16 protein-coding genes are annotated in these 20,917 nt (G+C 69.0%); 5 read left to right on the top strand and 11 right to left on the bottom strand.

Going from position 1 to position 20,917, the window contains the following annotated elements:
• Positions 1-235 precede the first annotated feature (235 nt).
• Positions 236-619, top strand: a complete 384-nt coding sequence (locus tag HUA74_RS05580; RefSeq protein ID WP_141646376.1) for a serine/threonine protein kinase — start codon at positions 236-238, stop codon at positions 617-619.
• On the opposite strand, the gene HUA74_RS05575 is transcribed toward HUA74_RS05580, so the two are convergent.
• Genes HUA74_RS05575 through HUA74_RS05560 form a run of 4 tightly spaced genes read right to left on the bottom strand, consistent with a single transcriptional unit; the run spans position 609 to position 3,602 of the window.
• Positions 609-1,649, bottom strand: coding sequence for a hypothetical protein (locus tag HUA74_RS05575; RefSeq protein ID WP_174453710.1), 1,041 nt, complete (start codon positions 1,647-1,649; stop codon positions 609-611). The genes HUA74_RS05580 and HUA74_RS05575 overlap by 11 nt on opposite strands.
• Complete coding sequence (locus HUA74_RS05570) at positions 1,649-2,023, bottom strand: hypothetical protein (protein ID WP_141646374.1); 375 nt, start codon at positions 2,021-2,023, stop codon at positions 1,649-1,651. The genes HUA74_RS05575 and HUA74_RS05570 overlap by 1 nt, the downstream gene beginning before the upstream one ends.
• Complete coding sequence (locus tag HUA74_RS05565; protein WP_174453709.1) at positions 2,020-2,673, bottom strand: hypothetical protein; 654 nt, start codon at positions 2,671-2,673, stop codon at positions 2,020-2,022. Before HUA74_RS05565 ends, HUA74_RS05570 begins: the two co-directional genes overlap by 4 nt.
• On the bottom strand, positions 2,670-3,602 hold the full coding sequence (locus HUA74_RS05560) for a hypothetical protein (protein WP_174453708.1): 933 nt from the start codon (positions 3,600-3,602) through the stop codon (positions 2,670-2,672). The genes HUA74_RS05565 and HUA74_RS05560 overlap by 4 nt, the downstream gene beginning before the upstream one ends.
• 89 nt (positions 3,603-3,691) lie before the next feature.
• Between HUA74_RS05560 and HUA74_RS05555 the strand changes: the two genes are divergently transcribed.
• Positions 3,692-4,945: a glycosyltransferase family 4 protein gene (locus HUA74_RS05555; RefSeq protein WP_371817200.1), complete on the top strand. Its 1,254-nt coding sequence runs from the start codon at positions 3,692-3,694 to the stop codon at positions 4,943-4,945.
• A 30-nt stretch (positions 4,946-4,975) separates the two neighbouring features.
• On the opposite strand, the gene HUA74_RS05550 is transcribed toward HUA74_RS05555, so the two are convergent.
• Positions 4,976-6,166 (bottom strand): glycosyltransferase, encoded by a 1,191-nt coding sequence (locus HUA74_RS05550; protein WP_174453707.1) that lies wholly within the window; start codon positions 6,164-6,166, stop codon positions 4,976-4,978.
• Between the two features lie 410 nt (positions 6,167-6,576).
• On the opposite strand from HUA74_RS05550, the gene HUA74_RS05545 reads away from it, so the two are divergent.
• From HUA74_RS05545 to HUA74_RS05535, 3 genes are all read left to right on the top strand, one after another.
• Positions 6,577-10,728: a MopE-related protein gene (locus tag HUA74_RS05545; RefSeq protein WP_174453706.1), complete on the top strand. Its 4,152-nt coding sequence runs from the start codon at positions 6,577-6,579 to the stop codon at positions 10,726-10,728.
• 201 nt (positions 10,729-10,929) lie between these two features.
• Complete coding sequence (locus HUA74_RS05540; RefSeq protein WP_174453705.1) at positions 10,930-13,674, top strand: CARDB domain-containing protein; 2,745 nt, start codon at positions 10,930-10,932, stop codon at positions 13,672-13,674.
• A 68-nt stretch (positions 13,675-13,742) separates the two neighbouring features.
• On the top strand, positions 13,743-14,144 hold the full coding sequence (locus HUA74_RS05535) for a hypothetical protein (RefSeq protein ID WP_141648619.1): 402 nt from the start codon (positions 13,743-13,745) through the stop codon (positions 14,142-14,144).
• A gap of 4 nt (positions 14,145-14,148) precedes the next feature.
• Here HUA74_RS05535 and HUA74_RS05530 read toward each other — a convergent pair whose 3' ends face one another.
• The 6 genes from HUA74_RS05530 to HUA74_RS05505 form a co-directional block, all read right to left on the bottom strand.
• The gene (locus HUA74_RS05530; RefSeq protein WP_174453704.1) at positions 14,149-14,961 is read right to left on the bottom strand and encodes a hypothetical protein; all 813 of its coding nucleotides are present in this window, start codon (positions 14,959-14,961) and stop codon (positions 14,149-14,151) included.
• Between the two features lie 98 nt (positions 14,962-15,059).
• Positions 15,060-16,124, bottom strand: coding sequence for a nicotinamidase (locus HUA74_RS05525; RefSeq protein ID WP_174453703.1), 1,065 nt, complete (start codon positions 16,122-16,124; stop codon positions 15,060-15,062).
• 36 nt (positions 16,125-16,160) lie between these two features.
• Positions 16,161-18,035, bottom strand: a complete 1,875-nt coding sequence (locus HUA74_RS05520) for a hypothetical protein (RefSeq protein WP_174453702.1) — start codon at positions 18,033-18,035, stop codon at positions 16,161-16,163.
• 4 nt (positions 18,036-18,039) lie between these two features.
• A complete protein-coding gene (locus HUA74_RS05515) occupies positions 18,040-18,843 on the bottom strand; it encodes a protein phosphatase 2C domain-containing protein (RefSeq protein WP_174453701.1) in 804 nt (267 codons plus the stop codon).
• A gap of 275 nt (positions 18,844-19,118) precedes the next feature.
• Complete coding sequence (locus HUA74_RS05510) at positions 19,119-19,808, bottom strand: NUDIX domain-containing protein (RefSeq protein ID WP_141648624.1); 690 nt, start codon at positions 19,806-19,808, stop codon at positions 19,119-19,121.
• A 53-nt stretch (positions 19,809-19,861) separates the two neighbouring features.
• Positions 19,862-20,866, bottom strand: a complete 1,005-nt coding sequence (locus HUA74_RS05505) for a diacylglycerol kinase family protein (RefSeq protein WP_141648625.1) — start codon at positions 20,864-20,866, stop codon at positions 19,862-19,864.
• Positions 20,867-20,917: the final 51 nt, after the last annotated feature.

Here is a 20,917-nt window from a genome sequence, read left to right as displayed (position 1 = left end):
GCGGGGAAGCTCACGATTGGGACCTCGCTGAAGCCGGGGACGGATGTGGATGGGACGCCCCCTTCATGACTGGAGGAACAAGCCCAGGACGTGGGGGATTCACGGAGTGGACAGCAGCCGGGCATGGTGGGGGGTTCCCCGCACGGCGTCAGCACCGGGCGAGGGCAATCGTGCTAGGGAAGGCCGGACGTGGCGGGCGAGCGTGAGCCCCCCTGGCCGCGCGCGCGAGGTCACCATGGACATGCTCCCCCAACCGGTACGTACCCTGAAATTCGATGGTTTCTGGCGCTGGCTCCAGGAACACACCCAATGCATCCTCCGGTGCGGCTCCGTCGACGCGATGCTGTACGACCACGACGACTTCCACTGGCTGCTGCTGGAGGAGGAGCGTCAGCACATCATCCAGGTGCTCAAGGGGAAGGTGCTCGTGGGGGAGCTGGTGCTCGCGGGCCGCGAGGTCACCGAGGTGAACGTGGCCCCGGACCCGGACTCAGGCACGCAGGGCCACTTCCTGGTGGAGCTGATGAGCGGGCCGAAGGAAGACCCGCAGGTCGTCTACCACTTCATCATGGCGCACGGCATCGACCCGGCGCCGGGCCACAAGGACCTCAAGCATTGAGCAAGGTGCGCTCGATGAGCGCCACCGCGTCCCTGGCGCCCCCGGAATAGGTCTCTGGCGCGCGCGCGGAGCGGGGCCCCACCAGCGCGGCGACTCGCTCCATCAACTCCGCTTCGGTGCGGGCCAGCTCCTCCGGACGCAGCCGCACCGCCTGCCTGTCGTAGCGGCGAGCGCGAGCCAGGGCCACCAGCGGAGTGCCCGTCACGCGCGCCTCCTGCACGGTGTTGTACCCGCCCGCGCCCACCAGGATGTCCACCCCGGGCATCACCGCCAGCGCGGGCCACACGCGCACGGGCTGGAGCAGGTTGCGCTCGGCCGCGCCGCTGCTCGGAGCGCGGACGGGGAACCAGGGCCCCGGAGGCGCCAGCCACCGCACCGGCGCCGAAGCCCCGAGTCGCTCCTGGAGCCGCGTGGCGATGGCGCCCGCCTCCGCCACCTCCTCCGCGTTGCCACTGCCCATCACCGCGACCAGCGGACGGATATCATCCGCGGCCACGCCCAGCCGCTCACGGGCCTGCGCGCGGCTCAGCCATTCATCGCGCTCCAACAGGAGCCAGGGCGCGGTGCGCACGGCGCGCGGGTGCTGGGAGAAGGGCGCGTCCTCACCGGGGACGAGCAGCAGGTCGAAGTCCTCCACCGCCGCCGCGACGTTGAAGCGCGCCACATACGTGGGATTCAAGTCCCGGTGCACCAGCACCTTGCCCATGCGCAGTCCGGGCAGCATGGGCGCCAGCTCCCCCGCGAGGCCGCGCGGGAAGGTGTCCACCACGAGGACCTCCGGACGCACGCCGTCAAGCAGACACTCCACCGCCTCGCGCACGGCGGATTTGGCCAGGTCCGGGTTCAGCCGGTGCACATGGGCTCCGGCGCCCAGCACGTCCTCCAGCGGCACGTCCGGAGCGAAGACGCTGTTGGTCACCACGGTGACGCGGTGTCCCCGTCGGGCCGCCACGCGCGCGAGTCCACAGGCCCGGGTGAAGTGACCCATGCCTCCGCCCAACGCGTAGATGAGCCAGCGCGCGCCCGCCATCAGCTTCCGCCCAGGTCCTCCTCGAAGGAGGAGTCGTCCTCGTGCCGCAGGCTCTCGCCGTCGGCCTCGGTGAAGTCGTGCGGGTCCTTCGAGGAGCCCCGCGCCCACGAGGAGCCCGACCCGTAGTAGCCGTAGTCGTCGTAGTAGGCGCTCGCGTCGTCCGAGTCGGTGGTCGTCGAGCCGTCGTCCTCCGGGTCCTCGTCGCCCAACATCGCGCAGCCCGTGCAGACGAGCGCCTCTTGCTGGGTCGTCAGGTGCGCGTCACAGACGCTCTTGCCGCAGCGCGGGCACAGGGCGCCCGCGGGCAGTCCACACGGATGGGAGAACAGGAAGCCCGTGCTCACCTCACAGCCCTCGTTGGAGAAGGGGCTCATGGCGCGGACTCGGACGGCGGCGTCTGGAGTTGGTGGAGCAGCGCCACGCGGAAGGGCAGGTCCAGCTTCTCGAAGGCGAGACAGGCCGCCGCGTCCGCGCGCACCAGCGACTTGGTGGCCAGCAGCGTCTTGCCACCGGGCTCCCGGAGCGACACCTTGCCCTCGCGCACCTTCACGCGGGCGACCTCGGTGCCGGAGGCATCCTGGATGCGCGCGCCCTCGTCGTCCGAGGACACGGTGTAGAGCAGCGCGCCCTTCGCGTCGGTGAGCCTCCAGCCGGAGCCCTGTCGCGCGAGGGTGTAGAGCACCTGCCGCTGCTCGCCATCTCTCACGGTGAGCGCGCCACCCGCCGAGCCGAGGACGTAGCCCAGCGCCGTGTCATCCGGGCCGGACACCTTGAGGGCGGTGCCCTTCCACTTGAAGCGGGCCAGCTCGCGGTCATCGCCGTCCACCAGCTTGGCGCCGTCGTCCTTGGGCTTGAGCGAGAAGCGCTCGCGGTCGTCCGCGTCCTTGAACTTGAGCTTGCCCGGGAGGGGCACCTCGTCGCCCGCGGAGGCGGCCTGCGTCTGGGTCGACGGGGCCTCGGAGTTCGAGGGACGCGAGCAGGCGGCGGTGAGGAGGAGGCTCAGCAGGAGCGCGCGGAACGTCATCGGGAAGCCCTCGCGGGGTGGTGCTTGCGCTGGGAGGTGGAGAAGTTGAGCACCTGGTAGAGGCTCAACAGCATCATGAGGCACGCGCGCGTCGCGTCCCGCGACTGCGTGGACACGGTCTCCGTCGCTTCCCAATCGGAGTCCATCCGGGCGCGGAGGCTGAGCCGGTCCTCGGACACCTGCAACTTCGTGAGCGCCACCGTCGGCGGGAGCTTCACCGCCTCGCGGGCCGCGCCTTGCAACCGGGTGAGCTCGGGGTGGCGCTCCGGCTTCACGCGAAGCTGGACCTGGAGGTACGAGCCGCTCTTCTGCTTGCTCTTCATCTTGTACTTGCCCCGCGCATTGCGCTTCGTGCGGGAGCGCTTCTGGAGCCACTCGGTCATGCCGAGGCGCAGGTGCGTGCCATCGCGCAGGCGCGCCTGGAGCGACAGCCACGGGTCCTCGAACTCATTCGTCTTCCATGTGCCCGCCATGCCCTTGCGCGTCCACTTGGCCTTGTGGTCGATGGGATGGAAGTCCAGCTCCAGTGACACGGGCTCCTCGGGGGCGATGTCGCGGCGCAGCCGTCGCAGCAACAGCGTGGGCAGCCCGTAGCGACGGTCCTCCAGGTCGTTCCGGCCGAACCGGGAGGCCTTGACCAGGAGGACGACCGCGACGACCAACAGGCCGATGCCCCCTGGCAGCAAGCCGTTCAGCCACGAGGGGGTGGGCTGCTCGGAGTCGAGGAGGTTGTTGGCGAGGGACGACAGGAAGAACAGGCCCACGCCCACGCCGCCCACGATGAAGGCCCGTCGCTGCCACTGGCGCTTGAGGACGGCCATCTCCCCGTCGAAGCGCGCGAGGAAGCCCAGGTCTTCCATCAGCTCGGAGACGGGCGCGGTGTTGCGGTAGCGCTTCTCCACGCGGAAGCGGTCGATGTCGAAGGCCAAGGCGGAAAGCTCCCCTTCGGAGCCAGGAACGAGCGCGGAGTGTATGGGTCGGCGGGGAGAGGGGCAAACCTCCCGGTTTGCCGAGCCGGGTGAGCCGCGATACCACGCGGGCCGTGGCTTCCGCGTCCGGCATCGTCTACGCCTCCTTCGACCGATTCCCCGCGCCCAAGGGAGCGGCCGTGCACATCCGGGCCTTCGTGGAGGCCCTGGGCGCGGCCTTCGGGGGCGTGGACCTGCTGGCGCTCCGAGACGGACCCACCGCGAGCGCGACCCCGCATCCACTCGTGGAGGGAGTGACGTATCACCCGCTGGACGCGCGGGGGCGAGACCTGGTGGCGCAGGCGCTGTCGTTCCGCACGCACCTGGCGGCGTGGTGGAGGGACAGGCCCCGGGCCTCGGTGGTCCACGTGCGCTCCATCTTCGAGGGTTATCCGGTGGCGCGCAGGAAGGAGGCGCTGACGGACGCGCTGGTGTTCGAGGTGAACGGGCTGCCGTCCATCGAGCTGAAGTATCACCACCCGGACGTGGCGGAAGACGCGGAGTTGATGCTGAAGCTGGTGGCGCAGGAGGACGTGTGCATCGCGCGCGCGGACCTGCTGGTGACGCCCAGCGAGGTGACGGCGGAGTACCTGGTGAAGCGGGGCGCGGAGGCTTCGCGCGTGCGGGTGATTCCGAACGGCGTGGAGCTGGAGGTGTTTCGTCATGCGCCACCGCGCGGGCTGGAGCCGGGGCGGCCGGTGCGACTGCTCTACAGCGGGACGATGACGTCGTGGCAGGGAGTGCACCACGTCATCGAGGCGCTGAGGCTGCTGCGCGCGGAGGTGCCCGCGGTGCTGACGCTGGTGGGGCCACTGCGCAAGCACCAGCGACGGGTGCTGTTGGAGCGGTGTGGAGACCTGCTGTTGGAGGGCGCGGTGGAGCTGCGCGAGCCGATGCCGCAGGACGCGCTGGCGGCGTTGCATCATGAATGCGACGCGGTGCTGGTGCCGTTGCCGGTGAATGACCGCAACTGCGTGCAGGGGTGCTGTCCGTTGAAGTTGCTGGAGGCGATGGCCTCGGGCACGCCGGTCATCGCGTCGAACCTGCCGGTGGTGCGGACGCTCGCGGGGCCTGATGAGGTGTTGCTGGTGAGGCCGGGCTCACCGAAGGCCATCGCGGAGGCGGTGAAGGACCTGCGAGCGAATCCAGCGCTGGGGCCCGCGCTCAGCATGAGAGCCCGAGCCCGCGTGGAGCGCGACTTCACCTGGGCGCGCGCGCGTGAGGCGCTGGTGGTGGCGTACGAAGACCAGTTCGGGATGAAGAGAAAGCGCGAGGGCCTCAGTCCCGAAGCTGAGCGCGGTTGAGCTGTCGCGCGGGGAAGCCGCGGCGAGCTCTCACCCCACCCTGGGCACCGCGCGAGCCAGCACGCGGCGAAGCACCTCCGCCTCGGCGTCGGATTGAAACCGCTCCAAGATGCGCCTGCGCGCGGCGGCGCCCATCGTGGCGCGGTGCTCCGGAGACAGTGACAGCACGTCGAGACAGGCCTGCCCCAGATGATTCAACAGGGCCTTGGACACGATGAAACCGTTGCGCTGGTGGTCGACGGCCTCGGGGATGCCACCGGCGTCACTGGCGATGACGGGGCAGGCGCACGCCATCGCCTCCAGCAGCGCGTTCGGCATCCCCTCCCAGAGCGACGGTTGGAGATACACATCACACAGGCGCAGGTGCGCGGCGATGGCCTCCGGTGTTTCGAGCGCGCCGGAGACGAGGATGCGAGCACCGTCCTCGGGATGCTCGGCACGGTAGGCAACGAGGTGCTCCGCGTCGCGAGGACGCACCTCGCCGATGACGAGCAGACACGCGGGCCGGGCACGCCTCACCTCCGTGAGCGCGGAGAGCAGGAACGGCAGTCCCTTCTTGTGACGCAGCTCCCCCGAGAAGCCGAGTACCACCTCACCCGGGGCGATACCGAGCCGCTCGCGCAGCACCGGGTCCGCCGGGCCCGGTGAGAAAACCTCGGTGTCGACGGCGTTGGGGATGACCTCCACCCGAGCGTCCTTCCCGAGCAACAACCCCATCTTCCTCCCCAGGTCCGCGGAAGCGGCGGTGAGCACATCCGCGCGCTGGAGCGTCCATAGGAGCCGGGCGAAATCCCCGGGAGGAAACATGTGTTGGTCCACGTCATTGCCCCGAGCACTCACCGTGGACGCAATCCCCACCGAGGCGGCGAACACGACGGCGAGGAACCCCGGTGGCGACAGGTAGTGTCCCCACACCAGGTCATAGCGCCGCTTCGAGTGCAGATAGTCGAGCACGTCCAGCGTGTGTTGCATCGACAGGTCGCTGCTCCCGAACAGCCCCAGCCGATGCAACGTGACACCGCGAGCAAACGGCGTCACCTCGCCCGCGTCATCCAGCGTGCTCAACGCTCCAGGAGCCGCCGTGCGTGTCCACGCCAGCACGTCCACCCGAGCCCCCAGCCGAGCCAGTGCGCCAGCGGTGCGAGCGCCACTGCGAGCAAGCCCTCCGATATCGGGCGGGAAGCGTTCAGCGAGGAGAAGGACGCGAGGTGAGCCAGCCATGGGACCGAATCTACCCGGCTCCGGGCGACCCACCCGACGGGAATCTCACCGAGCCATCCCCCACCCATGGATAAACAAAACACCACGACGCGCAAAGCCAGATGATTTCATTGGACACCCGCGACAAATCAACCACACCATTCAAAGGCCCTCACCCCCGTGGCAGACCGACTGCGCTCAAACCTCCCCTTGGTTTGAACTGGACCCATTCACCGTGTCGTGGGTGTCGACCCAACCCCACGCCCCCACGGGAGGTCCGTCCCCCATGCTCCTCGCCCGAGAGGCCGGGCTCTGGAGCACCACAGGAGCACCCCTTGAGAAGGCAATGCCCGCGACGGCCGGAAAATCCATTTGTTCGATACGTGGTTCCCCTGATGCTGGTCGCAATGTCTTGCGGTGACCCCGCCCCCATGTCTGACAATGGGTCGGAGCCGACCACGACCCATCAAAAGCTGTCGTCGCCGGTGAAGGTGGACCGGGCCGTCGCGGCGGGTGCCTACCACTCGCTGTTCGTGCAGAGGAATGGCGAGGTCTGGGGCTGGGGACAGAACCTGTCCGGCCAGCTCGGCACGGGGAGCCCGAACAACAACACGCCGGTGACCAGTCCGACGAAGGCCATCGGGCTGCCGTCCATCAAGGCCGTGGCGGCGGGCCAGACACACTCGCTCGCGCTCGGCACGAACGGCGAGGTCTTCGCGTGGGGCAAGAACGACTTCGGGCAGGTGGGCCTCGGCATGGCGGGAGGCACGGTGCTTCTGCCCACTCAGGTGGCGGCGCTCTCCGGCATCCGAGCCATCGCGGCGAATGGGAACTTCTCGCTGGCGCTGGGGCAGGACGGCCGGGTCTGGGCCTGGGGACAGAATGCCTCCGGCCAGGTGGGCAAGGGCACCGCGCCCACGAGCGCGGAGCCGACGCCGCGTGAGGTGAACAGCCTGCCGACCATTCGAGCCATCGCGGCGGGCCACAACCACGCGCTCGCGTTGGACGCGGACGGCAAGGTGTGGGCTTGGGGCAAGAACGACTTCGGACAGGTGGGCACGGGGAGCGCAACGCCCTCCGTCCTGGTACCGACGCTGGTGGCCAACCTGCCTCGGGCGAAGGCCATCGCCGCGGGCTCGGGCCACTCGCTCGTGATTGACGAGCAGTTCGGCAACGTGTGGGCGTGGGGACAGAACTCGTCAGGCCAGGTGGGCAGCGGAACGCCGGGATCCACGCCGGTACTGACGCCGACCGCGGTCAACGGACTGTTCGCGGCGACGCAGGTGAGCGCGGGCCACTCGTTCTCTATGGCCATCATGGGCAACGGGCTGGTGAAGACGTGGGGACTCAACGCCTCCGGGCAGTTGGGCCATGGCGTGGCGGGAGGCAACAGCGTGGTTCCCGTGGACGTGGTGGGGATGACGGACGCAACGGCCATCGCGGCGGGCTACCACCACGCGTTGGCGGTGCGTCCGGACTGCCCGGTGTGGGCGTGGGGCAACAACGGACAAGGGCAGCTCGGCACGGGTGCGACGACCACGGCGGCCACGACGGCTCCGGTGGCGAGCCTGGTGCTCAACACATTCTATTTCGACGGGGACATGGACGGATTTGGGGACGAGTACATCGCCCTGGAGTCGTGTACCGCGCCGGACGGCTACGTGGAGGACGTCGACTGTGACGACTTCACGTCGACGACGTTCCCGGGTGCGTCGGAGCAGTGCAACGGGCTGGACGACAGTTGTGACGGCGTGGCGGACGATGGCAACCCGGGTGGTGGCACGACGTGCGACACGGAGTTGCTCGGGGTCTGCGCGACGGGCACCACCGCGTGCACGGGTGGCAGCGTGGTGTGTACGCAGAACCAGTCCGCGTCGGTCGAGCAGTGCGACAACCTGGACAACGACTGTGACGGCGAAGTGGATGACGGGAACCCGGGCGGACTCGTGACGTGCCAGACGGGAGACAAGGGCGTGTGCGGCGAGGGCGTGAGGTACTGCACCCATGGCGTCCTCGACTGTGTGCAGAAGCAGGGGCCGTCAGCGGAGGTCTGTGACGACCGGGACAACGACTGCAACGGGCAGTCGGACGACGGCCTGACCTTCACGGCGTGGTACCTGGACATGGACCACGACAACTACGGTGTGACATCGCAGTCGATGCAGGCCTGTGCGCGTCCGGCGGACCATGCGCCCAACGCGGGGGACTGCGACGACACGAAGGCCACGTTCAATCCGATTGCGCCGGAGCTGTGCGACGGCGTGGACAACAACTGCGACGGGCAGGCGGACGAAGGGTTGACGCAGCACACGTGGTACCGCGACACCGATGGTGACGGCTTTGGCATGGCGGCTGACACGGTGCGGGATTGCCGTCAGCCCGCGGGCTACGCGTCCGTGTCGGGGGACTGCAACGACGGAAGTGCGTCCATCAAGCCCGGAGCGGCGGAGGTCTGCGACGGTGCGGACAACGACTGCGACGCCCTGGTGGACGAAGGAGTGCTGAGCACGTTCTACCGCGATGAGGACGGCGATGGCTTCGGCACCGCGAGTACGACGACCCAGGCCTGCTCGATGCCCGCGGGCTACGTAGGGAACGCGACGGACTGCAATGACGCCAGCGCGGCCATCCACCCGGCGGCCCCCGAAGTCTGTGACAGCGTGGACAACAACTGCGCGGGAGGCGCGGACGAAGGGCTTCCCACCCAGGACTGGTACCTGGATGGAGACGGCGATGGCCATGGTCGGTCCACGCTGTCGACACGGAGCTGCCGTCAGCCCACGGGCTACGTGGCGAGCGCGACAGACTGCAATGACTCGAGCGCGGACATCCACCCGGGAGCCTCGGAGGTCTGCGATGGGGTGGACAACAACTGCAGTGGCGGGGTCGACGAGGGCCTCACCACTCAGGCCTGGTACCGGGATGCGGACTCGGATGGTTACGGGGCCGCGAGCATCTCCCTGCAAAACTGCAGGCAGCCCTCCGGGTACGTGTCGGATGCCACGGACTGCAATGATGGCAACGTCGGCATCAGGCCCAACGCCGCGGAGACCTGTGACAGCGTCGACAACAACTGCAATGGCTCCGTGGACGAAGGCGTCACGTCCACCTTCTACCGGGACGCTGACGGCGACACCTACGGGGACGCGGCGGACGCCACCCAGGCCTGCTCGCAGCCCACTGGATACTCGACACGCTCCGGCGACTGCAATGACGGCAGCGCGAGCATCAAGCCCGGAGTGAGCGAGGCCTGCGACAGCATCGACAACAACTGCAACGGCTCCGTGGACGAAGGGGTCCAGACACGTTGGTATCGCGACGCGGACGGCGACAGCTTCGGCTACTGGACCCCGAGCGTCATGGCCTGCGCCCAACCCACGGGCTACTCCTCGAACGACGACGACTGTGACGACACCCGGGCGAATGCGTACCCCGGAGCCACGGAGGTCTGCGACAGCGTGGATAACAACTGCAGTGGTTCGGTGGACGAGGGAGTGAAGACCACGTACTACAGAGACTTCGACAGTGATGGCTATGGGAAGCTGTCATCCACGAGTGCCGCCTGCGCTCCTCCTTCGGGTTACGTCGCGAACAGCAGCGACTGCAATGACAGCAGCGCGACCATCCACCCCGCGGCCGCGGAGGCCTGCGACGGCGTGGACAACAACTGCAGTGGTTCGGTGGACGAGGGCCTTCCCCTCCAGACGTGGTACCTGGACGGCGACCTGGACGGGTATGGCAACCCGAGCGTCTCCGTGCAGAACTGCCGAAAACCCTCCTCGCACGTGGCCGATGGCACGGACTGTGATGACACCACCTCCAGCATCCGGCCGGGGCGCACTGAGTCGTGTGACGGCAAGGACAACAACTGCAACGGCTCCGTGGACGAGGGCGTGACGTCGACTTGGTACCAGGACGCGGACGGAGATGGCTACGGGAACGCGTCGACCGCCACCCAAGCCTGTTCACGCCCCTCCGGCTACGTGACGAGCTCCACCGACTGCAATGACAGCAGCGCGATTTCCAGTCCCGGAGCCACTGAGGTCTGCGACAGCCTGGACAACAACTGCAATGGCTCCGTCGACGAAGGCGCGACATCGACCTGGTACCGAGATGCGGACGGCGATGGCTACGGCAACGCCTCCTCGACCACGCAGGCCTGCTCGCAGCCCTCCGGCCATGTGGCGAACACCAGCGACTGCCATGACGGCAGCTCCAGCATCCACCCAAGTGCCTCGGAGACCTGCGACGGAGTGGACAACAACTGCAACGGTGCCGTGGACGAAGGCGCGACATCAACCTGGTACCGGGATGTGGACGGCGACGGTTATGGCAACGCGAGCCAGACCACTCAGAGCTGTGCGCGGCCGGCCGGCTACGTTGCCAACGCCACGGACTGCAACGACAGCAATGGGGCCGTCAGCCCTGGCGCAGCGGAGATCTGCCGTGACGCCATCGACAACAATTGCTCCGGACAGAACAACGAAGGGTGCGCTTCCCTCCCTCCGTGTCCCTACGACATGTCGGAGTTGAGCTTCGGAGAGGCCTCGCTGCTCCCCCAGTGCCAGGAGACACCCATCTGATACCCCTCTCTCCCTTCAGCGCCGAAGGCCCCCCGTAGCCTGACGATGAGAACTCCACGGCCCTGAGGCGCCGGGGACCCTCCTCGTGAAGGTTCCTGGCGCTGTCCGTGAATAAACCTCGCCGCCCCCCGTCCAGGGGCACGGTGGAGCCATCCCCGCAGCAAGGCCGGACCCCTAGGCTCCCCCGGAGGCACGTCACACATGCACGCGCGTCGTTGGTGGGCAATCGCGCTCGCGGGAACACTCGCGGGCTGCATCGTGGAGCCCGAGGCGCCCGACTGGGACTGGGACGAGGACCCCACCCAGCCCTGGCCCGACCCCACCCAGCCCGACCCCACCCAGGCCGGCGGTCCCGACTTCCAGGTGGAGTCCGTCTCCGGCCCTTCCGCCCTCGGCGAGGGCGAGCTGCGCGCCCGGGCGCGCCTCTGCAACGAGGGCGGCGGCGCTGGCTCGACGGAGGCCTCCTTCTTCCTCACCGCCACCGCCGCTCCCGGCATGAGCGAAATCCTCCTGGCCACCAGCACCCGCCTCTCCCTCCGCTCCGGCGAATGTCGGGAAGTCTCCGTCTCGGTGAGCGCGCGGGCCGCGCCCGAGGGCAGCTACTTCCTGAGCGCGAGGGTGGATCCAGACGGCGCCGCCACGGAGACCCGCGAGGACAACAACGTCCGCCTCGGCAACACCGTCCGCGTGGACCGCACGCCTCCGGAGACACCCGCGCCCGCATGGACGCAGGCCGGAATCGGGAGGCCGCGCAACCTCAGCCTCCATACCGAGGCAGGCGCCACGGTGCGCGTGTACGAGGGCCCAGGCTGCTACGGCCAGGAAGTCGCGAGCACTGTCACGGGCAGCGACGCCTACTGCGAGGTCCCCATCGACGTCCCGACGACGCCCGGAGCCACCTGGTCCGCGCGCGCCTATGACGACGTCGGCAATGGCTCGCCCTGCAGCCCCACCGTGGACTACCCCTACGGCGACGGCACGCCACGGATTGCGCCGGTGCTGATCAGCACCAGCCCGGGCTCACCCGGCGGCAGCCTCCAGCCCATCTTCAACGGCCGCGCGGAGCCGCGCGTCACCGTCGAGATTTTCAGGAACGCCACCTGCCAGGGCACCGCGGAGCAGACGCTGACCGCGGATGGCGCCGGCTTCTTCTTCGCCCAGATGAACGTGGCCAGGGACGAGAAGGTGACGGTGTCCGCGCGAGCCAAGGACTCGGGCGGCTACTCCACGCCTTCGCCCTGCTCCAATCCCCTGGAGTACCAGAACGACGGCACGCCGCCGGCCCCGCCCCGCGTCACGGACGTGAAGTGGCAATACCTGAACGACGGCCGACAGCTCGTCGTCACGGGCACCGCCGAGCCCCATTCCACCGTGGGCATCTTCATCGACGTCGCGTGCACGGGAACGCCCGCGCGCACGGTGCAGGCGGACGCGGAGGGCCGCTTCACCGCGACCGCGCCCTTCGGAGCCGGCGGCAGCCACCGCGTGTTCCTCGCGGCGAAGGACGCCTCGGGCAACGTGTCCACCTGCGCGGAAGGGCCCGCGTACGAGCTCCGCTGCCCGCCGGGCACCGCGGACTGTGACGGCCGCTCCTCCAACGGGTGCGAGGTGGACCTGACGGCGAACCCGAACCACTGCGGCACCTGTGGCAACACCTGCCAGGACGGCCCCTATGCGGACGGCGTCTGCGTGGCGGCGACGTGTGGCCACACCTGCGCGCCGGGCTACTACGACTGCGACGGCAAGCCGTCCAACGGCTGCGAGTCGCGCACGGTGTGCCAGCCCACCAGCCAGTGCACCATCGACAAGCCGAGCGAGCTGATGATTACGGCGCTGTCCGTCGTCGAAGACCCGGTGCGCACGGCGCCCGGTGGGCCGTGGCACTTCGGCACGGTGATGCGCGAGCTGGCCGGTGGGCAGGACCCGTCGCCGATGGTGCGCGCGTGGCTGAAGACGTGGCTCGCGAAGCAGAACGTGAACGGGCTGGAGATTCCGCCGCGTCCGGAGATGCAGACGCGCGTGCTGGGGCCGTGGGAGGCGCGCAGTGGTGGGCCGTCGGCGCCGCTGGACTTCAACTCGGCGCCGTTCCGGCTGCTGGCCATCGTCAACCGCATCGACCTGCGGGAGCAGGGCCTCCAGGCGGGAGAGGGGCGCTTCATCTTCGGCGTGGTGGACCCGAGCGGTGTGCCGCTCGAGTTCACCATCATCCTCGAGTACGCCCTGCCCGGAACCACGCCGGAGTCCATCCAGCGCTGGGCCACGGACTGGCATGAACTGGGAACGCTGAAGGTTGGAAACGCGGGCTACAACGCGAAGCTCCAGGCGCTCACGGACCGCTTCTCGAAGCGAGGGGTGATGACGGGTCGGCACGAGGGCAGCGCGCTGAACCAGATTCGCACCAATGAAATCGAGCTCGCGGAGCCGTGGGAGATGCGCGAGTTCATCCTCTCGCCGCTGGGCCTGATGCCGACGACGATGAAGCTGACGCCGGCGCTGCACTTCGAGAACACGCAGCTTTTGGCCACCTTCCTGACGGAGAACAGCGCGGACGTGCTCGCGGAGCGGCATGTGGTGCCCGACAGCATGGGGGGCTTCCCGTTCCTGGCGGCCCACTCACTGGTGCCGCTGGACTTCTTCTGGCGCGCGCCGAACGTGGCAAACGAGGTGCGCCACAAGTTCTCCCTCAACACGTGCAGCGGCTGCCACGCGGGCGAGACGCAGACGGAGTTCGTCCATGTGGCCCCTCGAACGCGAGGGACGACGGCGGCGCTGTCACCCTACCTGCGAGGCACCACGGTGACGGACCCGGTGACGAAGTCGGTGCGCACGTTCGATGACCTGACGCGGCGCGCCGATGACCTGAAGGCGCTGGTGTGCGCGCCGACGGCGGGCCTCAAGTCCGTGGGCCTAGTGCCGTCCAACCTGCCGCCCGCCCGCGTTCACTGAGTCACGCAGGGAGTCAGGAGGCCCGGGGAGCAAACCCTCTCCGGGCCTTGTCAGGGTAGGCTTTGGACATGGCCCTCTCTCCTGACGACTATGCCCGTCGCGATGTCAGCAGCGCCCTGCATGCGAAGCTGCACGTCCAGCTCGAGGTAGACCGCGTCAAGCTCCCGCCCGTCACCCCGGGCGAGGCCGTGGTGGAAGGACGCATCGCCCGGATATTCCGAGGCGACCCGGCACGGCTCTCCACCCCCGTCTCCTTCGAGGTCGCCTGCTACCGCAAGGGCGACATGCTTCCCCCAAGCGGCATCCGCTGGAGGCTCGTCAAGGACCTGGAGCACGCCCGGTACATTGAAATCTACCTCGACACGAACGCCGTAGGAGTCATGGATGCTGGGCCGGGCATCGCCGTGCTCGAAGCCCTGTCCGACACGCCCCAGTTCGTCTTCAGCGACATCGAAGAAGAGGACGAATAGCGCCTCACCGGCCGAAGCCACCCAGGGCCGTGCGGCTGAAGCTCGCGGCCCCCTGGCTCACGCGCACCGCGGACTGGCTGAACACCTGGAAGGCCGCGCGAATCTCCTGCGCCGTCTCGCCCGGGGTCAGAATCCATTTGTCCTCGATGCCCATCTCCTGGAACACGCGCCGGAAGTCCGTGCTCCCGTCATCGATGCCCATCGCCGCGACGATGTGGTTCTCCGCGCGACGCAGGTCGTTCACCACCGCCGCCACGTCCCTCGCCGTGGCGCGGCTCGAGTGCATGTCCGCGCCGTCGGTAATCAGCAACGTCACCGTGCGCACCGGCACGCCGTTGCCGCTGAACTCCTGGGACTTCGCCAGCACCGTGCCCAGCAGCACCACCGCCTGGTCGTACAGGGGCGTGCCCTGGTCCGCGCTGTAGTTCTTCGAGTGCATCCGCACCACGTCCTCCAGCGGCCGGTACGGATTGAGCACGTGGCCATTCAGGTAGCGCGTGTGGAAGAGGACGCCGTCCTTCTGCTTGCTCGCCAGCAGCGAGTCGAGCACCAGGTTGTGCCCGTCGCACACCGTCTTCGTGTGTCCGCTCGTGGAGATGCTCCCCGAGTCGTCTGGCATCACCGTCACCAGCACCACCTCGCTGGCCTGCACGTCTTCCACCCGCACGCCGAGCCCCGCCTGGATTTGCGCGCCCAGGTCCACCACCGACAGCGCCTGCAACCCCGCGGGGCTCAACACCCCTTCCGCGTGCGCATCCTCGAAGAGCTTCGTCACCGCCGTCTGGCCACCCCACGTCGATTTGCTCGTGCTGCTCATGTCCAGCTCACTTTCTCCCCCGGTCCGAGGGCAGGGCTCCGCCCGCCCGCTCTCTTCGGAGCAAGGTCGGGTCTTGATATGCGTGATGAAAAGACAGCTCAGCCGATGCGCAGGTCCGGCCAGCTCGTCAGCGGGTCCGTGGACTTCACCAGGTGCATGCCCGCATCCGCGAAGCGCTTCAGGGCCGCGTCCGCCTGCGGGGTGAAGTCCGCCGCGAAGCCGCCCTTGCCGTCGGGCACCGTCACCGCGGACATGCAGTCGGTCAACAGATACACCTTGCGAGCCAGCGCCGCGTCCTGCGCGACGATTTCTCCGAGCAGGTCGTCGATGGAACTCTTCACGCAGTGGCTCGCGGCCTGTCCGCCAATCACCACCGCGTCCGCGGTCAGCAGTGTCTTGAGGAACTGGGTGTTGCGCTGTGCCAGCGGCTGGCCGTCATGCCGGCCCATCACCTCTGGCCGCAGCACGGAGTAGTTCTCCGTCAACGGGTTGCCGCCCTTCACCTCCGCCCAGGACTGCATGCCGCGCGCGTACGAGTGGAACAGCCGCGCCTCCTGCACCACGCCAGCCAGCGCGTGTCCATCGCCGCCCAGGAGGCAGTGCGGCGGCCACAGGTACAGGGTGTACTTCCCCGCGCGCTCCAACTCCTCGCAGTAGTACTTCACCTGCTTGAGCAGCCAGGGGTAGTTGCCGCCGCACAGCCACTTCGCCATCGCGGGGTTGGGCCGAGCCTGCCCGCGTTCGATGTGCTCGCGCGTCACCTCGCGGTACGGCGTGAGCGGCTTGTCATCCTGGTCCACCCAGAAGGACGGGAAGAAAATCTGGTATGCGAAGTGGGTGTCCAGCGTCGCCGTGACGTTCGTCAGCGTGCCCAGGTTCTTGTAGATGAACTCCGCGATTCGGCGGCTGTCGTCCACCGCTCCGCGTCCGCTGCGCCCCGCGACGTAGAGCGAGCCCTCCGGGAAGCAGAAGTCCTTCTGCACGTCGATGAGCAACAGGTGCAGGTTGAACCCATCCGCCGCCGCCGAAGTGACTCCATGCGCGCCCCGCCACGCGCCCGCCTCCAATTGCAGCCTTCCCGCGTCCGGGCCGTAGCTGTACTGGCCCGCGTGGTCCGCCCGGTAGAAGCCAGGCATCGGAAGTTCCTTCAGGTGCTTCTTCATCGCGCTACCCCCATGTGAAGAACTCAATGTGTCCGCTCACGCCATCCGCAGCGTGGTGAGGTCCTGCCTGCCCACCACCAACAACCCCTGCCGAGTCAGCAGGAGCTGACAACCCGAGTCCACGAAGGGCTCGGCATCCGGAAACTCGCGCACGGCCTCCAGCCGGCCTTGCCGTGACTCCACACGGGTGAGGCCCGCATCCGTCGCGCAGAACAGCGCCTCCCCCACCGCGCACCGTCCGCTCCGGAACGCTCCGCCCAGCCACGAGCCATCCCCCGCCTCCGCCACGCCGCTCGCGCGCACCACGCCGTCCGAGCCCACCGCCACGCAGTGGTGCCGTGTGCGCCCCGCCGCTTCCTCCGCGAGGAACAGCCACGCGAGCGCCCCGTCGAAGACACAGTCCGCGTCCACGAGCTGTCCCGAGGGCCACGGCAACACGAGTCCGTCTCGCAATCCCAGACGCTCCGCATCGAAGACGAACGCGCCCCTCAGTCCCCCCGCGCGGTGGAACCCCAGGCCGAAGCGGGGCCCCACGAACAAGCGCGTCTGTCCCTCCAGCACGTCGCCGATGCGCTCCTGACCATGCGCGCCGTCGCGCCACAGTCCGCCGCCCACCGCCCAGTAGCGATGTCTCGCATTGGCGGCGAAGGCCGGGCGTCCCTCGGGGGCGTCCACGCTCAGTCGCTCGGGCGCTCGTTCCGGGACGAGCACCGCCACCACCCCGTCGCGTCCCACCAGCGTCGCGTCCCCTTGCAGCGACCAGCGCAGGGAGGGGTCCAGCGGTCCGCGCAAGGCCACACGTCCGTCCTCGCGCCGATAGGCGCCGTCCGCGTGGTACAGCCAGCGTGGGACTCCCTCCTCCACGCTCGCGTGGACCAGGACACCGCGCGTGGAGAACAGGTGCGTCGCCGTCACTTGACCGCGCGTCGAGGTGACGGGTGTGCTCGCCGCCACCGCGTGGGGCTGACACGTGGGGCAGGCGCTCCGCGCATGTTCGACGCCGCACGACGCGCACGCGGTGAAGCGCAGGCCCTCCAGCAGGGGCAGCGGGAAGACGCAGCGCAGGTCCTCCACGAAGACGCGGTGAAGGTGGTGGAGCACGTCATCCGGCAGCGTGCGCAGCGGGAGCGCGGGCTTCGGGTACTGCACTTCCGGATGGAAGACGGTGATGCGCTGGAGCAGCCGCCCCGCCGGAGTCGCCCGCGCCGCCGGGGACTTCGCCCGGTACACCCCACCGTGAGGCCCCACGCACAGGAGCGACTGCATCGCGGCCACGGTGAAGCCATACCAATCACTCGCCTCCGACGCGGGCTGCGTGGGGATGAGGCTCGTCGCGCCGCCCAGGCGCACCGGGTCGAGGAAGCGCTCGGTGAACACCGAGCACAGGAAGCCTCCGAACTGGAAGCTGTCCGCGTCGATGAGGTGCGCGTCCGCGTGCCCCGTCACCAGCACGTTCAAATCGTTGAAGTCGCCCACCACCACGCCCGAGGCATGCACCCCGGCGAGCGTCCGATGCAGCCCACACAGCACTTCGACTGCGCGAGCGGACGTGGCACCGACGCGGCGGAACGAGGGTTCGCCGAAGCGACGCAGGGACTCCACGCCGTCCAGCTTGCGCATGGCGTAGCCCAGCACCCTCTGTCCCGTGGAATCCGTGGCGAGCGCCTGCGGCGTCACCACCCGCCCCGGCAGGCCCATGGGAAAGGCGCGCAGCTTGCGTTGATGCTCGTCCAGGCGAACACGGGCGGCGGCCTGTTCGACGGCGAGCCCCGTGTAGTCTGCATGCTCGGGCTGCTTGAACACCTTGAGCGCACGCCCCTTGCCCAGGTCGAACACATCCGCTTCGCCGCCCTTGCCCAGCGCCTTCGCGGGATTGAGCCGCACCTTCTTGCCTTCGAGCCAGAGGTCCATGGCGTCACGCCCTCCCCATGCGGCGACGGAGCACCACCATCGTCGTGTCGTCCGCGAGCAGGCCCGGCGCTCGCTCCAGGCGCCGTGCCTCGAAGTCGGCGCGCACGTGCTCTCGGTTGAGCATCGCCAGCCGGCGCCGCAGCGCATCCGGGTTCGTGAAGTAGCGGTCCTCCGTCCAGAACCGCGACAGCTCCCCCACCCGCTCATCGCTCGCGGGAAGGCGCGCCTCCGCCAGCTTCGCCAGGTCCGAGACTCCATCTGTCCCGAGCATCAACACCCGGACATCCTGCGTGGGCACCAGGGCCTGTGCGACGAGCGGCGTCTCCGCGTTACCCGACAAGGCATAGGCGAGATAGGGCGGTGCATTGTTCGCGAAGGGCCCCAGCACCCGCACCTCGCCGTTGAGGCACCAGACCCCATCTCCCGCGGAGAAGACGAGCGTGTGAGAGGGCGTCAGCACCGCGCCCACCACCGTGAAGAGGAAGTCCCCCAGTGTGTCGCGGCCGAGCTCCCGCCGGAGCTCACTCAGCAGACACAGCACGTCCTCTCGCAGCCCGGGAAGGAACCCGGCTTCATCCACACGCCCGTCTTCCGCCAGTCGCACCAGCGCCGCCTGCGCCACCCGCCGCACGCCGAGCTGCGCGCCCAGCTCACTGCACGGCTGGCTGCCACAACCGTCCGCCACCACCGCCACCAGCCCGTGCTCGCTGGCGCGCACGCACCAGGCATCCTGGTTGTTGCGCCCCGCCCTCGCATGCTCCCGGCCCTGCACGGAGGCGGCGGCGACATCGAAGGGAAGCGAGGACATGGCTCTCCCGTGGCCCGCGAACGGGCTCGGCACGGCGAAGGTGCGACAAGGTGACGCGCCCTGTCCCCCGGGCTCCCCGGGAGCGGCGGCCTCCCACGCTCCCCGAAGAGGGACTCCACGGGCCGCGCCTCTCCTCTGGTGGCGCTGTCCCGCGGAGCCTCGCTCCGGGTTCGTGTATCTACGACACCAACATAGTGTCCGAACGACACTGTGTCAATGCAATGGGAGGCCAGACGGGAGGACAGGGCCTCCGTGCGCGGGTGGACAGCGGGGCGTCAGAGTTCGAAGTTGAAGCCGGCCTTCTCGAGCTGGCGGTACTTCTTGTGGTCGAACCGGTAGAGGCGCGCGGCGCGGTGGGAGACGTCCTGCTCCACCTCGTCCAGCTCCTCCAGGAGGTCCATGGCCAGGATTTTCTTGCGGAAGTTGCGCTTGTCGAGCTCGCGCTCCAGCACGACCTCGTACAGGCGTTGGAGCTGGGTGAGGGTGAACTTGGGCGGCAGGAGCTCGAAGCCGATGGGCTGGTAGCGCACCTTGCCCTTGAGGCGCTGCAGCGCGGTGTTGAGGATGTCCGCGTGGTCGAACGCCAGCTTGGGCGTATCCCAGACGGAGAACCACGCGGCCTCGCGAGCGTCGGTGGCGGCGCGCAGTGCGTGGGCGCTGAGCTTCACCAGCGCGAAGTACGCCACGGTGATGACCCGACCCCGAGGGTCCCTGTCCGGCTCGCCGAAGGTGAAGAGCTGCTCCAGGTGCCCGGGGCGCAGACCGGACTCCTCCTCCAGCTCGCGCCGCGCGGCGGCCTCGAGCGACTCGTCCAGCTTCACGAAGCCGCCCGGCAGCGCCCAGCGGCCCTCGAAGGGCTCCACCCCGCGCTGGATGAGCAGCACCTTCAGGTCATCGTCGTCCAGGCCGAAGACGACGCAGTCCACCGTCAACGAAGGTCTCGGGTACTCGTAGGTGTAGCTCACGGCGCACCGGCATAGTGTCCGGAGCACACCCGAGTCAACGAGAGCGCGCCGCGCTACACGTGGACCATGCGGGACAGCTTGCGCCAGTCGACGAGCTGGACGCTCTCCTCGGCCAGGTCGAACTCCACCGAGCGCCGCATGCCGATGACGTCGCCGCCCATCTGGAAAGGCACGTCGCGGTCAAAGTCCATGCGCAGGCGCTGGACGAACCAGTCATGCATGTGCGGCAGCGGGTGCTCGCCGCGCCACAGCTTGAACATGTTGCGCGTGGCCTCCAGCACGCCGGCGCTGTAGACGCGAACGGAGAGCCGGTGCGGGACGGTTTGCGCGAAGGGGAAGGCCTTGAAGCCAAATCCCCACTCGGGTGTCGTGGCGGCTCCGGCCACGCCCGCGGGCCCTTCGTACAGGAGCGCGCCCTTCTCACTGTTGGGCACCGGAATCACGTTGCCGCGAGCGTCCACGGTGAGGGCGGGCTCGCCCACGTTGTAGACGGACACCCGGGGGGTGCCGGAGCCGAACATGTGCCGGGGCACCGTCCGGGTGAACATCGCGGTGAGGTAGCCGCGCAGACCCGCCTGCTGGCTGCGCAGCGGACCCGCGGCGGAGAGCTGATCCTTGAAGTCCTGAATCATCTCCGCGTCCCAGCCCGTACCGGCGAAGGGGGCCACCTTGCCCTCCACGCGCACCAGGGAGAAGGGACGCGTGGGCGGCAGGACTTCGCGCATGGCGGCGATCTGCTTGAGCGCCACGGCGGGACGGGGGGCGCCCGTCACGCGCGCCCAGGCGTTGCCAGTGCCCATGGGGAGCACGCCGATGGCCGGCAGGGCCACGCCCGCCGCGCGCAGTTCGTTGAGCAGACCGGTGATGGTGCCGTCACCGCCTCCGGCCAGCAGGAGCGAGGGCGGGTTGGGACGCAGCTCGGAAATCCAGTGCCGGGCCTCTTCGAGCGAGCGGGTGAGCGCCAGTCGGGCCTTGGGGAGGAAACGCTGCACCAGGCCGCCGACTCCCTCGGAGCCCCGGCGTGCACGCAGATTGACGAGGACAGCGATGTCGGTCATGGCGGCGGGACTTTCCCCGGGCCGTGTCATGGCCCGGTCACGGGCCCGCGA

Source organism: Myxococcus sp. CA051A (assembly GCF_013336705.1).
Taxonomy (GTDB): domain Bacteria; phylum Myxococcota; class Myxococcia; order Myxococcales; family Myxococcaceae; genus Myxococcus; species Myxococcus llanfairpwllgwyngyllgogerychwyrndrobwllllantysiliogogogochensis.
Note: the sequence above shows the minus strand (reverse complement) of the source record. Positions and strands in the feature narration are given on the sequence as shown.